Below are 12,664 nucleotides of genomic sequence, written 5' to 3' on the forward strand. Positions count from 1 at the left end.
TTATTTGCTTCCAGTCAGGTGATGCCAACTAGGCCTGGGGCGAGAATTCACGGTGTCTCGCCGGGTCGTCGCACTGGAGACTGCCCCTGCTCCGGCCGCCTGCGCCTCTTGAACCTGCGAGCAGGCCTTGGACGATCTGGTCGCACCGGGTTCGGATAGGGCGTTCTCTGCAAGATCACCCGTTCGATCGGCTCAGAGACCGGGTGCTGTGTCGCTTCGTCCGCCGGGCTGACCCGGTTGGTCGGGTCGACTCGGTTGGCCGGGTTGACCATGGGCGGCTCTTTCGGCGGTAAGCCGGGCATAGCTGCCGGTACCTCGATGAGCTGCTGGATGAGACCGGATCCGTGCTCGACTTCGGCATAGCCCTCGAAGTCGCGACGGGCCGCGACCTCCAGCGCTGCGAAGAGCGTGTTGAACGTCGGAGCCTCTTCGCCCTCTCGGAGAGTGCCCAAGGTGCGAGCGACGATACCGGCGGCGTATGCGGCCGCTACCGAGGTGCCGACGAAAGGTGTTTGGCCTGCATGCACTGACGATTCGTCGACGCGGCTACCAATCGTCCGGCCGCCTGGCGCCATCAGGTAACTGGCCGGCCGTCGATCGGTCAACAGATGCCGGCTGAAGAACGGTCGGCGAAGTTCGCTGTCCAGCGCTCCGACCATCATGACCGTCGGCGATGTCGCGGGGAATATGGCAGCTGCCGAGTGCCTCTCCTTCAGACGATTGCCGCTTGCCACTATGACAACTTGATGGGTATCCAGCTTCCTGAGCGTGAGACCGATCATTTCCTCCCTGGTCTTGCCTTCACGATGATTCGGTGGAATATCCAAGCTCAGGCACATCGCGATGACGGAGGCCTTGGCCTTCATGAGCGACGCCGCGACCACGGCCTCAGAGCCGGGTGAGCCGACACCGGCGATCGGGAAGACCTCGATGTCGGCGGTACCGGCAAGACTAGCGATGACCGAGGCGGTGACGGCACCATGCGCGCCTGGAGTCAGATTCTGGTAATCCGGAGATGCCTCACCAGGGTGCACCCGATCCGCAACCTCGGGCGGCAGATGCCCAAGGTTGACGGCAGAATCCAGAATGGCAACTGATACTGGCCTGCTGGGTTCGGCGCCGGTGGCGATCAGCTCTCGGTACCGTTCATGCATCGGAGTGAACGCAATCGCCGCCGAAGGCACCATGGCTTGAGCCGCCAACCGAACACGGCGAGACTGGTGAGCGGCCATGGCATGCCGGGCGGCCGCGAGTGACAATCTGGTGTCGATGCCTTGGTAACCGCCAGCCGTCTCGAGTGCCAGTGCCACTCGGTATTCGAGTTCGCGAAGTACGGGCTGTTCACTGCCACGAGCGACGTTGACCAGCCAGGCGCCGACGATCGGTGAGGTCCGGTCCTGTTCGCCGCCGGGCAGCAGAGACCGGTAGCCGACCACTTTGAAAACACGCCGTTCGCTCTGCGCCGCCAGCGACGCCTCGATCGCAACCCGAGCCTGATCGGAGACAGTGGCGACTACCAGCTCACCAGGCACGAGTGACCAGATACGTTCGGGCGTTACTCGGTGCGCCAGCCACGTCCCAACGCCACCCGCCCGCCAGGCGATCAGCGGCCAAACTGTCCCCTTGAGCAGCCGTCTCCTGGGCGCCGCCGGGGGCCGGCCCGGTCCGTCCGGCGCTTCGGACGCTGCGGGCTCAGGCGGCCGTTGCGGGCTTGGCGTCGTCATCAGTCTTTTTCAATACAAGCGGTCCGGCAGCCACATTCGCCAGACCCGACAAGAGTGAGGTGAGAACGGCGGTGCCCCCAAAGGCCCACACCAAAAGCGCGACGTAATCCTGCCATTGACCCCAGGGCTTTCCGACGTACAGCGCTGCTAGGCCCGTCCAGGCCGCCACGGCCAATGAGACGAAAAGCCATACGGAATCGACCGAACGCACGCTGCCGGCACCGCGCTTCAGCGCGCCGGCAAGTCTGGGGAACAAGCCGAACAGGCCGCTTGTCGGGGTGAGCTGCGCAGCAGCGTCGTCTTGAATCTCGACCACTGCGGCGAGGTCTACTTCTGCGGTAACGGGTTTATCGAGTTGCAGAACCAACGCCCGGGCGTCGGTTAGCAAGGTGTCCACCTTGGCCTTCTGCACAGCCTCAGCAGATTCCGCGATGGCCAGTTCGGACCGCGCCTGGCGGAACTTTCGCATTGCCTCCTCGTACACCGCTTCGTCGCTCGGCACCGAGCCATCGCCGGGTTCCACCTCCTCGAGTTGCTCGCCCAGCTGCTTCGCAGTCGGTAGCAATGCCAGGGCGACGCTGGTCTCACCGACCTCCTTGACCAGCGCTTGAGCCGCTTTGAAGTCGAGGTCGATCTCTGCTGAGCTAGGTGCGCCCGCGGCGTCCTGAGCGACCGGATTGAGGATCGCTCCGGCCCGGTCCACGAGCAACGGAGCCATTGCAAACGAACCGTCGGCCTTCGTCGCCGCGAGACTGCTGCCGAGAATGTCGAGCGCGTCGGACAGCGCCGGCCAGTCGGTCACGACCTGCTCGAGGGCGGTCATATCGGTGATGACCTTGTCGTATTCGTCCTGATGTTCGTCCTTTGCCCAGGGGACGAACGCGAGAAACCACCGTCGTGCCCACGCCGGCTGCAGAGCGTCCAGAGTTCGCTGGAGTTTGTTGATCTGCTGCAGAACTCCGGTCTGGAAGTTGTATTTGCCATAGTTCTCGTTGCCGGCATTCTCGATAAAGAGTTGTTGCTTGTCCAAGGCTTCCTTGCCGATTGCGGTGAGCCGATTGTTCGCTCGGCGCAGCGGACGGTAGTTGCTGGTCCACGCTTGCTGAGCGCTGGCGAGGATGAACCCGACGAGAATGACCAGCAGCGGCCAGAGCCAAACGGTTGTGCGGCGGAGCGAGATGTCGACATCGGTGCCGCCGATACTCAGCGTGCCGCTGTACTGGCCCGCGTGCCGGACATCGTCGCCGTTGAAACGAATCTCAGCTGTACCGCCCTGCTTCACGCACTCGTATTTCAGCGGAGCAACGCGCGAGTCCGAGGTCAGATAGGCCGTGCCACTCTGCACTCCATCGCAAGTAGGCGCGAGTAACGGCAGATTCGGCAGGCTGCCGACGGCGAGCTGTCCAGTCGAGAACCAACCCACCCGGGTAGCCGACCACTTCTTCACCGCTGGCTTCACAGTCGCCGGCCCGGCCGAGATTGGCCGGTGAAAAACGATGGTCTGATTGCCAGATTTCGCGACGGCATCGAGCAAACCTGAACCGCTGATGCTGGCATTCGGTGCGGGGCCGATGGTGACCTGAGCTGAACCGGCGGGTGGTACGGAGATCGTGGTGGGCGTAACGGCGATCGGAACTCGTTGCGACCCTGGGTCATCCGGGTAGACCCCAGCAGTGAGCGTGATCGCCCAGGTCGTGTCGCTGTTGTTCACGATCAGAACCGGCTCGGGCTTCGCTGCCAGGGCGAGCGACGTGCTGTCTGCGAACGTGACCGCGGGCGGGTTGCTGTCACCGGGCGCGGCGATCGCGGACACCGCCGGAATGGCGATGAGGGCGCCGGCGATGCATAGCAACAGAGTGCGGAAAAGCGGTAGCCGCAGCTGGAACACTCCGAGCATGCCGACCCCCATGTGACATAGCCCTGACACGCACTCCGATGTGAAGTTGTTAGAGGTTCTCAGTGAATCATCAAGACTGCAAGCCCGGCCGGCCACGTGCGCGTCGGCGTTGGTCGCCGGACTGTCCAACGGTGGTTACAGTCGGAGATCGGGGGCGTATTCGGCGAATCGGCAGAGTGTTGAGGTACGAGGTCCAGCGTGGAACACAACCGCCCGGAGGTTGAGGGCAAACCGGTAGGGCGACGGACGATTCTGGGCCTGTGCGCGCTCGGCCTCGCGGGCGTGCTCGGGGGCAAGGCCCTACAGGACGGCCTGGCAAAAATACTGGCGCCGATCGAGCTCCGCGACCCGACGGGGCTCTTTTCGCTGGTACCAGTTGGTGACAGCTTCCGGTTCTATTCGGTCACTGGATCGGTGCCGACCCGCAACGCGCAGGACTACCGACTCGCGGTCGATGGCTTGGTCACGCACACTGCGTCGTACTCGCTAGCCGATCTTCAGGCAATGCCACAGGTCGAGCTGATCCGCGATTTCCAGTGCGTAACCGGGTGGCGTGTGCCGCAGGTGCACTGGTCCGGAGTGCGACTGTCCACGCTGCTTGACCGCGCTGGGCCTGCCCCGAAGGCGACCGCGGTGCGGTTTCGTTCGTTCGACGGCACCTACACGGAGAGCCTTACCCTCGAGCAAGCGCGCCTCGATGACGTCATCGTCGCCTTGCAGATGCTTGGCGGCCCGATCACGCACAACCATGGTGGTCCGGTGCGGATGTATGTCGCCCCGATGTTCGGCTACAAAAGCACGAAGTGGCTCTCGGGCGTCGAGCTGACTGCCGATGTCGAACCGGGCTACTGGGAACACCGCGGTTACGCTGTGGATGGTTTCATCAGTAAGGAAAAAGGCAAAAACGGATGACCGCCACGGTTCATCGGTTTGGCAGGGTCGAGCGGGCGGTGCACTGGACGATCGCGGTTCTGATGATCAGCTGCATCGTTACCGCCGCGATCTTGTACAACGGCTCGCTCGCAGTGGCGACCGGCCATCGGCACGTAGTCGAGCTGGTGCATGTCTATTCCGGTCTTGCGCTGCCCGTCCCGATAGTTCTCGGTGTCGTCTCGGCCGCATACCGGCTGGACCTGCGTCGCCTCAATCGGTTCACGCCGGCAGACTGGCGCTGGCTGCGGCGTAGAAGTCGACGCGACGGTTCAATTCGGGTCGGTAAGTTCAACGCGGGTCAGAAACTGAATGCCGCTCTCAGCGCCGGCGCGATACTCGTCCTGTTCGGGACCGGGATCATCATGTACTTCACAGGTATCGCCAGATTGTCCTGGCGCACCGGGGCTACCTTCGTCCACGACTGGTTCGCACTTGGTATCGGCCTGCTTGTCGTTGGACATATCTTTTATGCGATAAAGGATCCTGATGCACGCCAAGGTATGCGAACAGGTCGCGTTCCGGCTCACTGGGCGCGAGCAGAACACGCTGCCTGGGCAGATGAAATAATGGGGGCACCGCCCGCTGAAGATGCGTTGCTGATAGACCGAGAGCGCATGACTGGCGGCAAGACTGGCGGCGTGACTGGCGGCATGACCGACTATGGAGATCACCATGACGGCCGCTGATCCTGGTGAGAACGCCGTACCGGATGCGGTGCAGCGTGGCTGGCAAGCTGGCACATTAGCTGTCGTGCCGTCGTCGCCGACCCGAGAGCCGCTGCCCAGCGGTCTCAATTGGCTGGCCGAGTCAGGCACCGCTGCCCTGTTCGTGCCGTCGGCTTTACCCGAACGGGCCGTTCCGCTCGTGGTACTGCTGCATGGTGCCACCTCGAATCCGCTTCAGGTGCTGCCGATCATGCAAGCGGAGGCCGAGCGTCGCAAGTTTCTGGTGCTGGCCCCCAAGTCGCTGGACTACACGTGGGACATCATCCGCGGCGGTTTCGGTCCGGACGTCGCCGAACTCGACCGCTCGTTACCGGCGGTTTTCGATCAGTTCACCATCGACGCAGAACGAATCGCAATCGCCGGTTTCTCCGACGGCGCCTCGTACGCGCTGTCGTTGGGCTTGACCAATGGCGAACTGTTCCACCGGATCCTGGCCTTCTCTCCCGGGTTTTCGGTTCCGGGCGAGCGGTCCGGCAAGCCCTCGGTCTTCGTCTCACACGGGCGGCAGGACGCTGTACTGCCGATCGACCGCTGTAGCCGACCAATCGTTGCCAAGTTGACCAGCCAGGGATACGACGTCGACTACCGGGAGTTCATCGGCGGCCACGAGGTACCCGCTGACATGGTGACCGCAGCCTCGGACCTAGTCGTTACCACCGTCCGGCGAATCGTGTAACGCTCGGCATCGTATTGATGCCGAGCGTTACACGATTCGCCAAAAAGGGGTGGGGTTACGCGGCTTTCGGGCAGAAGGCCAGCTGGATCATCTCGTCGCGCATCGTCTCGGCCGAGCGGGTGGGATCACCGAAGGACTCACGGTCAGCCAAAAGCACTGCATTGACTGCGTTGTCGGCGAATCGCGCTGTCATCAAGTCAATCTCGGTGACACCGGATACCAGGTTGCGCAGGTCGATCTCTTTCGCGTGCACCTTAGGGGCGAGTGCTGCCTCGACAAGCCGGTGGGCATAGATCCGGTAGCCCGCCTCGTAAGGCCGCTCGCTCGCGTTGTCGGTGATCTGCACGAGCATCAGCGACACCGCGGTCTCCAGGAGCTCGCGCCTGGACGCGAGATCGCGATGTGCCCACCACACCAGGCTGATCGCGTAGACGGTGGCAGACTCGGCGAGCTCGTCGGGGGTCGGTATTCGGCGCGCGAAGTCCAGGTCGGTCTGATCGCTCGGCTTCGCACGGGTATGGGCACGCACCGAAAACGCGTGCACCGATGCCCCGATGAGAGAGCGTTCGGCCAGTTCAGGGGTTACTGCGGGAGCGATCATGGGCCACCTCGCACAGTCTCGACACGCCGGACGGTAGACGCGGCGGCTGCGAAGGACCGGTGCCAGCTCACCCGCCACGTTCGAACAAACTCGATGTTAAGCCCTTGATCGACAGCTGGGCGGAGATCTTAAGCACCTGGCGCGGTGAGTCTATTTGTAACAAAGCGTTGGTATCGCTCAGGATCAGTGCGGGGCCGTCCGAGGATGACAGCCCCGCATCAGGTGATCAGCGGTTGAGAGGATCGCGAGGAAGCCCGAGAATGCGCTCAGCGATCACGTTGCGGGTGATCTCTGACGTGCCACCGGCAATGGTGGATGAGCGGCCGCCCAGGAAACCGACCGCGACACCATCGTCGGTGCCTGCCACCGCTGCAAGCCCGGCGATCTCGACCGCGAGTTCGGACATCGCCTGGGAGTGTTCGGCGCCGGCCGCTTTGGTCACGTTGCCTTCCGGACCGGGACCCGACCCGGCAACGGCGCGGGCAACCTGTCGAAGGTTGACCAGTTGCAGGGCCTGACTCTCAGCGATGAGGTACGCGATGGCGCGACGAGTTCCGGCGTCGTTGATCCCGTACTTGGCGGCCAGGTCGATCAGCTGATCAGCGGTGAAGCGACCAGGCAGGCCGCCACCGATGCTGACCCGCTCGTTGCCCAGAGTTGCTCGGGCGACCTTCCAGCCGTCGTTGACGACGCCTACAACGTCGGAATCGGGGACGAAGACGTCATCGAAGAAGACCTCGTTGAATCCCGAACCGCCGGTGATCTGACGAAGCGGACGAACTTCAACGCCGGGAGCGTGCATGTCGATGACCATCGCCGTAATGCCCTTGTGCTTGGGCGCACTGGGATCGGTGCGGATGGTCGCCAACCCGCGGCTGCACAGCTGAGCGCCGCTCGTCCACACTTTCTGGCCGTTGATCTTCCAGCCGCCCTCGACCTTTTCGCCGCGGGTCTGGACCGCAGCGGCGTCCGAACCCGCGCCGGGTTCGCTGAACAGCTGGCACCAGATGTGTTCGCCGGCCAGCCCAGGCGGCACCCACCGCTGTACCTGCTCCTCGGTGGCGGTCTGGGTAAGTGTGAGCAGCACCCAAGCCGTGATCCCGAGGTCGGGGTGATCAACGTCGGTCAACTCCTCGTCGAGGACGAGTTGCTGGACCGGTCCGGCGCCGAGGCCGAACGGGGCCGGCCAGTGCGGGACGAGGTAGCCCGTATCGGCGAGCAGCTTGCGCCGGTCGGCCGCGTCGGTCGCAAGGTACTGCGCCAGGAATTCACGGGCCTGCACGCGATACTGCTCCGCCTCTGGCGGTAGATCCACGCCGTACTCGCGGCGGACACCCGCGCCGGTCAATTCGTAGATGGTGTTCTCAGCGGCGTCTCGGCCCTGACCATCGGCGAGCAGGTTACGCAGGCTGACTGCGCGCCGCAGGTAGAGGTGGGCGTCGTGCTCCCAGGTGAAGCCGATACCGCCGTGGATCTGGATGCACAGCTGGGCGTTCGTCTGGTAAGCCGTCGCCGCAAGCACCGATGCCGCGGCCGCGGCGAGCGTTGCCTGATCCGGCTGTGCGTTACCGGCGCTGACCGCATCAGCCGCGCGAGCTGCGTCCCAGCTGACTGCTGTCGCGACCTCGAGCCGGACGAGCATGTCGGCCAGGTGATGCTTCACCGCTTGGAAGCTGCCTATCGTCCGGCCGAACTGTTCACGGATCTTGGCGTACGCAAGGGGAATGTCGAGGGTGGCCCGTGCCCCACCGGACGCCTCGGCCGATGCGAGCACTCGAAGGGCGAGCACGGCAGGTTCGAGGCCACCGGCAATTACGGCGTCAGGACTAACCGCGACCCCGGCCAACGTCACGGTGCCGTAGCCGAGCGAGGGATCCAGCGGGACGGTGTCACTGACGCTCACGCCGCTCTGACCAGCCTCGACGATGGCCAGGTCGTTGCCGACCTTGATCAGCAGCAGGGCGGCCGCCGAACCGCTCAGCAGGCCGCTGACCTCGCCGGACAACGTGCCGTCGCTGCCTTTGGTGACCTCTCCTGAGAGCGCCACGCCCGCGATGACCGAACCGTCAGCCAAACCGCTGAGATAACTCTTGCGCTGGGCGTCGGTGCCCGCGGCGACAATCGCTGCCGAAGCGACGACCGACGGCAGAAATGGCGCCGGCGAGAGGGCATAGCCGAGTTCATCGGCGACCACCGCGGTTTCGGCCAAGCCGAAGCCTGAACCGCCGTATTCCTCAGGAATGTGCAGGCCGAGCCAGCCTTGGGCACCGATCTTCTGCCACAACTCCGAAACGGTGGCTGTCGGGTTGTTCAGGGCCGCTCGGGCGCTGGCTCGCAGGTCGTTGGCGGCGGCGAACGAACGTACGACGTCGCCGAGGGACCGGTGGTCTTCGGTAATGGCAAGGGGCATGAGGCCCACCGTAACCCGGGCCCTCGTCACCTGAACAGCCCGCAGTTACCGTTGCCCTTGCGTCGCGGGCGAGGCATAGATCACAGAGCTCTGCTGGCCGGGTCGACCACACACGATGCAGGGGCCTGACTGCGATGCGTTATGTCGGTTAGTGCACCATCTGGGGACACTTAGCTCACATTCTCCGACACGCCAGATTCATTCGATACGCGCTCTGGCACCATCAAGTGAGTGACTTCGACCGGTGCGCGCGGCGGGGTCGGCCTGCGCTCCGAGCGCGGGCCGATCCTGATCGCCTTGATGCTCTCCACCGCGCTCGTGGCAATCGATTCGACGATCATCGCCACCGCGGTGCCCTCGATCGTGTCCAGCATCGGGGGCTTCTCCGAGTTTCCGTGGCTGTTCTCGATCTATCTGCTTGCCCAAGCCGTGACTGTGCCGGTGTACGGCAAGCTCTCGGATCTGTTCGGACGCAAACCGCTGATCCTGTTCGGCATCGGGCTCTTCCTGTTCGGTTCGATCCTGTGCGGTTTCGCGTGGAATATGAAGGTCCTCATCGCCTTCAGGGTGGTGCAGGGACTCGGCGCTGGGGCCGTCCAACCGATCAGCATGACGATCGTGGGCGACCTGTATTCGCTGCAGGAACGCGCGAAAGTCCAAGGCTATCTGGCCAGCGTCTGGGGTGTCTCGTCCGTGGTGGGGCCGACCTTGGGTGGCGTGTTCTCCGAATACATCTCCTGGCGCTGGATCTTCTTCGTCAACATCCCGCTGTGCATCCTGGCGACCGTGATGCTCGTTCGTAATTTCTCCGAGCGGGTCGAGCGAGGCAATCCGCGCATCGATTATCGAGGCGCGGCCCTGCTCACCACTGGCTGCACCCTGCTGATATTGGGCGTGCTCGAGGGTGGTCAGTCCTGGGCGTGGTTGTCCGTGCCGGGCTTGGGCATCCTCATCGCCGGGGCGGTGTTGATCTTCGCGTTCGTCATGGTCGAGAAACGGGTGCCCGAACCGATACTGCCGTTGTGGGTGTTCAGTCGACGGCTGCTGGTGACGAGCAGCCTGGTCTCGGCGGCGGTCGGCGCGACCGTCCTGGGCTTGACCTCCTACATACCGACGTTCGTCCAGGACGTGTTGGGTACCGGTCCGGTTGTCGCCGGCTTCGCGCTGGCCACGCTGACCCTGGGCTGGCCCGTTGCCGCATCCCAGGCGGGCAAACTCTACTTGCGCATCGGTTTCCGCCAGTGCGCGCTGGTCGGATGCGTTTTCGCGATCATCGGGACCGGATTGCTCACCCTCTTGGACGAGTCCTCGAGCGTGCTTCAGGTCGGTGCGACCTGCTTCGTCATCGGACTCGGCATGGGCCTCGTCGCTTCTCCCACCCTGATTGCCGCCCAGTCCAGCGTCGGGTGGCGGGAGCGTGGCGTCGTCACGGGCAACAACCTCTTCTGCAGGTCATTGGGAAGCGCTCTCGGGGTGGCGGTCTTCGGTGCCATCGCCAACGCCACGCTCGCCGCACAGCCGAACACGCAATCGAGTTCTGCCTCTGGTTCCACCGTGGTCGCGGGCTCGGGCTTCGCATCTCGCGTCGCCCTCACGGTGGCCACCCAGCACGTCTTCATCGGCGTGGTCGTGCTCTCGTTGGTGATGGCCGTGGCGGTTTCGCTGGTGCCCGGGGGTAAACCAGAGCCCGTCGCCGGCCAGGACGTCCCCGCCGGACCCGGAGCGACGGGCGCCACAGTGACGGGTAGCGAATCACTCACCGGCTAGCCCTGGACATCGGTCCCCGCGCCCAGCATGGTGAAGGTATGAAGATCACGCATCTCGGCCGCTCCGGCCTGGCCGTCAGTCGCCTTTGCCTAGGCACCATGAACTTCGGCCCCCTGACCAGCGAAGCCGACTCCCACTCCATCATGGATTCGGCACACGAATACGGAATCAACTTCTTCGATACCGCCAACATGTATGGCCGTGCCCGCAACGCAGGCGATACCGGCTACAGCGGACGAACCGAAGAGATCATCGGAAACTGGTTCGCTCAGGGAGGCGGACGGCGCGAGCGCACCGTCATTGCCACCAAGCTGTACGGCTCAATGAGCGACTGGCCGAACGAGGGCAAGTTGTCGGCGTTGAACATCCGGCGTGCTCTGGACGCCAGCCTCAGCCGTCTCAAGACCGACTACATCGACCTGTACCAGTTCCACCACATCGACCGGCGCACGCCGTGGGATGAGATCTGGCAAGCCATCGAGGTTGCCGTTAACCAGGGCAAGATCCTCTACGTGGGTAGCAGCAACTTCGCCGGGTGGCATATCGCGCAGGCTCAGGGCGCTGCCGCCAAGCGCAACTTCACTGGCCTGGTTAGTGAACAATCTTTCTACAACCTTGCCGAGCGGACCATCGAGCTCGAAGTGATTCCGGCCGCGCAACATTACGGCCTCGGTCTGATCCCCTGGTCGCCGCTGAACGGCGGATTGCTCGGGGGCGTGCTTCGCAAGGACCGTGAAGGCATTCGCCGCCTAGAGGGCCGTGCGGCCGAGACGGTACAACGGAATCGTCCTCAGATCGAGGCGTACGAGAGCTTTGCCGAAGAACTCGGCCACGAACCCGGCGACGTGGCGCTGGCGTGGCTGCTTCACCAACCGGCAGTGACCGCACCGATTGTCGGCCCCCGGACGCAGGAGCAGCTCGATGCCGCAGTCCGCGCCTTGGACGTCACCCTCGATGAGAAGGCATTGACGAGGCTGGACGAGATCTTCCCGGGTCACAAGACGGCGCCCGAGGACTATGCCTGGTAGGAGAGAGCCTGGTAGGGGAGCTGGGTAGGGGAGCCGGGTAGGGGATTGTCCCCCGCGCAGGTTGGTATACCGGCACGTCGCCATAGCGACCCAGCGGTATACCAACCTTGCCCGGCTCAGCTCTGGGCGATGGCACGATTGGTGGTGTCGAGCTGAGCGAACGTCCGACGCTGCAGCTGATGCAGCTGCGCCTCGGTAAGCGGCGCACACGCCCAATCCCAGTGCAAGGCCAGCCATTGCCCACGCTCGGGTACTGAAATAAGCGACCTGCCTTGCTCGGCCCACCGAGCGCGCTCGACCTCAACGGGGCCCAACCCGAGCTCGTGGCCGTCCCACCTGAGTTTTTGGCAGCTCACCACGAGATGATCGTCATCGACGAACTCCACCTGGCCCCACCGGATCCGGCAACGATCCAGCACCGTCAGCGCGGTTTCCCCCTTACCCAGCAATGGAACCCAGGGATAGATCGTGAAGACCTGAAAGCCGTGATGCGGCACGCTCGGCGGCCCGTTGCCATCGAGCCCGGCCCAATACGCCCCGATCTCGGACGAGAAACGAGACTTGACAGTCGCTACGAATCTCACCGGGTCGATTTTCTCGAGGAGATCGTTGCCGATCCAGTAGGCCTCGACCACTTGCGGATCCAACGGATCGAGGCCCGTTGCCTCGCCGATGATGTCGAGATAGATCCACGCTCCGTCGAATGCCCTTGCCAGTTCGCGGATACCCGGATTTGCGTCAGCGGCGCTCTGGGATCGTGAGCCATCCGTCGTGCCTGCAGCGATGTCCAGCAAACCGGACGAGTCCGCTGGCCCGCAGTAGCCGAGCCGGTTTGGCGGATAGGCGTATTGGGCGAACATTCGGTGGCCCGTGGCGGTGAACTGCTGGGTGCCGGTCATCTGA

The 12,664-nt window shown here is 64.0% G+C and carries 10 protein-coding genes; 5 read left to right on the plus strand and 5 right to left on the minus strand.

Features of this window, described 5'->3' with window-relative positions; all coding sequences use genetic code 11:
• Positions 1-47 precede the first annotated feature (47 nt).
• Both ACSMXN_RS02395 and ACSMXN_RS02400 read right to left on the minus strand, forming a co-directional pair.
• Positions 48-1,724 carry a S8/S53 family peptidase gene (locus ACSMXN_RS02395; protein WP_022913672.1) on the minus strand — a complete coding sequence of 559 codons (1,677 nt, stop codon included), beginning with the start codon at positions 1,722-1,724 and terminating at the stop codon, positions 48-50.
• A complete protein-coding gene (locus ACSMXN_RS02400; RefSeq protein WP_022913673.1) occupies positions 1,693-3,633 on the minus strand; it encodes a hypothetical protein in 1,941 nt (646 codons plus the stop codon). Before ACSMXN_RS02400 ends, ACSMXN_RS02395 begins: the two co-directional genes overlap by 32 nt.
• A gap of 186 nt (positions 3,634-3,819) precedes the next feature.
• Between ACSMXN_RS02400 and ACSMXN_RS02405 the strand changes: the two genes are divergently transcribed.
• From ACSMXN_RS02405 to ACSMXN_RS02415, 3 genes are read left to right on the plus strand one after another with little or no spacing between them, the layout of a single operon-like run.
• On the plus strand, positions 3,820-4,533 hold the full coding sequence (locus tag ACSMXN_RS02405) for a molybdopterin-dependent oxidoreductase (protein ID WP_022913674.1): 714 nt from the start codon (positions 3,820-3,822) through the stop codon (positions 4,531-4,533).
• Positions 4,530-5,240, plus strand: coding sequence for a cytochrome b/b6 domain-containing protein (locus ACSMXN_RS02410; RefSeq protein ID WP_022913675.1), 711 nt, complete (start codon positions 4,530-4,532; stop codon positions 5,238-5,240). The genes ACSMXN_RS02405 and ACSMXN_RS02410 overlap by 4 nt, the downstream gene beginning before the upstream one ends.
• On the plus strand, positions 5,227-5,955 hold the full coding sequence (locus tag ACSMXN_RS02415; protein WP_081649159.1) for an alpha/beta hydrolase-fold protein: 729 nt from the start codon (positions 5,227-5,229) through the stop codon (positions 5,953-5,955). Before ACSMXN_RS02410 ends, ACSMXN_RS02415 begins: the two co-directional genes overlap by 14 nt.
• A gap of 55 nt (positions 5,956-6,010) precedes the next feature.
• Here ACSMXN_RS02415 and ACSMXN_RS02420 read toward each other — a convergent pair whose 3' ends face one another.
• Positions 6,011-6,556 (minus strand): hypothetical protein, encoded by a 546-nt coding sequence (locus ACSMXN_RS02420; protein ID WP_022913677.1) that lies wholly within the window; start codon positions 6,554-6,556, stop codon positions 6,011-6,013.
• 226 nt (positions 6,557-6,782) lie between these two features.
• The gene (locus ACSMXN_RS02425) at positions 6,783-8,966 is read right to left on the minus strand and encodes an acyl-CoA dehydrogenase (protein WP_022913678.1); all 2,184 of its coding nucleotides are present in this window, start codon (positions 8,964-8,966) and stop codon (positions 6,783-6,785) included.
• Between the two features lie 300 nt (positions 8,967-9,266).
• Here ACSMXN_RS02425 and ACSMXN_RS02430 point away from each other — a divergent pair, with 300 nt between their 5' ends.
• Together ACSMXN_RS02430 and ACSMXN_RS02435 are read left to right on the plus strand one after the other, a co-directional pair.
• Positions 9,267-10,733, plus strand: coding sequence for an MDR family MFS transporter (locus tag ACSMXN_RS02430; RefSeq protein WP_081649160.1), 1,467 nt, complete (start codon positions 9,267-9,269; stop codon positions 10,731-10,733).
• A 38-nt stretch (positions 10,734-10,771) separates the two neighbouring features.
• A complete protein-coding gene (locus tag ACSMXN_RS02435) occupies positions 10,772-11,761 on the plus strand; it encodes an aldo/keto reductase (protein ID WP_022913680.1) in 990 nt (329 codons plus the stop codon).
• 116 nt (positions 11,762-11,877) lie between these two features.
• Here the strand turns inward: ACSMXN_RS02435 and ACSMXN_RS02440 are convergent, their stop codons facing one another.
• Positions 11,878-12,660 (minus strand): DUF6390 family protein, encoded by a 783-nt coding sequence (locus ACSMXN_RS02440; RefSeq protein ID WP_022913681.1) that lies wholly within the window; start codon positions 12,658-12,660, stop codon positions 11,878-11,880.
• Positions 12,661-12,664: the final 4 nt, after the last annotated feature.

Source organism: Parajatrophihabitans canadensis (genome assembly GCF_053764775.1).

Excerpts from the sequence above, each read along its gene's own strand:
- ACSMXN_RS02435 (WP_022913680.1), top strand. The coding sequence starts at position 10,772 with ATGAAGATCACGCATCTCGGCCGCTCCGGCCTGGCCGTCAGTCGCCTT.
- ACSMXN_RS02395 (WP_022913672.1), bottom strand. The coding sequence starts at position 1,724 with ATGACGACGCCAAGCCCGCAACGGCCGCCTGAGCCCGCAGCGTCCGAA.
- ACSMXN_RS02420 (WP_022913677.1), bottom strand. The coding sequence starts at position 6,556 with ATGATCGCTCCCGCAGTAACCCCTGAACTGGCCGAACGCTCTCTCATC.
- ACSMXN_RS02415 (WP_081649159.1), top strand. The coding sequence starts at position 5,227 with ATGACGGCCGCTGATCCTGGTGAGAACGCCGTACCGGATGCGGTGCAG.
- ACSMXN_RS02400 (WP_022913673.1), bottom strand. The coding sequence starts at position 3,633 with ATGGGGGTCGGCATGCTCGGAGTGTTCCAGCTGCGGCTACCGCTTTTC.
- ACSMXN_RS02410 (WP_022913675.1), top strand. The coding sequence starts at position 4,530 with ATGACCGCCACGGTTCATCGGTTTGGCAGGGTCGAGCGGGCGGTGCAC.
- ACSMXN_RS02440 (WP_022913681.1), bottom strand. The coding sequence starts at position 12,660 with ATGACCGGCACCCAGCAGTTCACCGCCACGGGCCACCGAATGTTCGCC.
- ACSMXN_RS02430 (WP_081649160.1), top strand. The coding sequence starts at position 9,267 with ATGCTCTCCACCGCGCTCGTGGCAATCGATTCGACGATCATCGCCACC.
- ACSMXN_RS02425 (WP_022913678.1), bottom strand. The coding sequence starts at position 8,966 with ATGCCCCTTGCCATTACCGAAGACCACCGGTCCCTCGGCGACGTCGTA.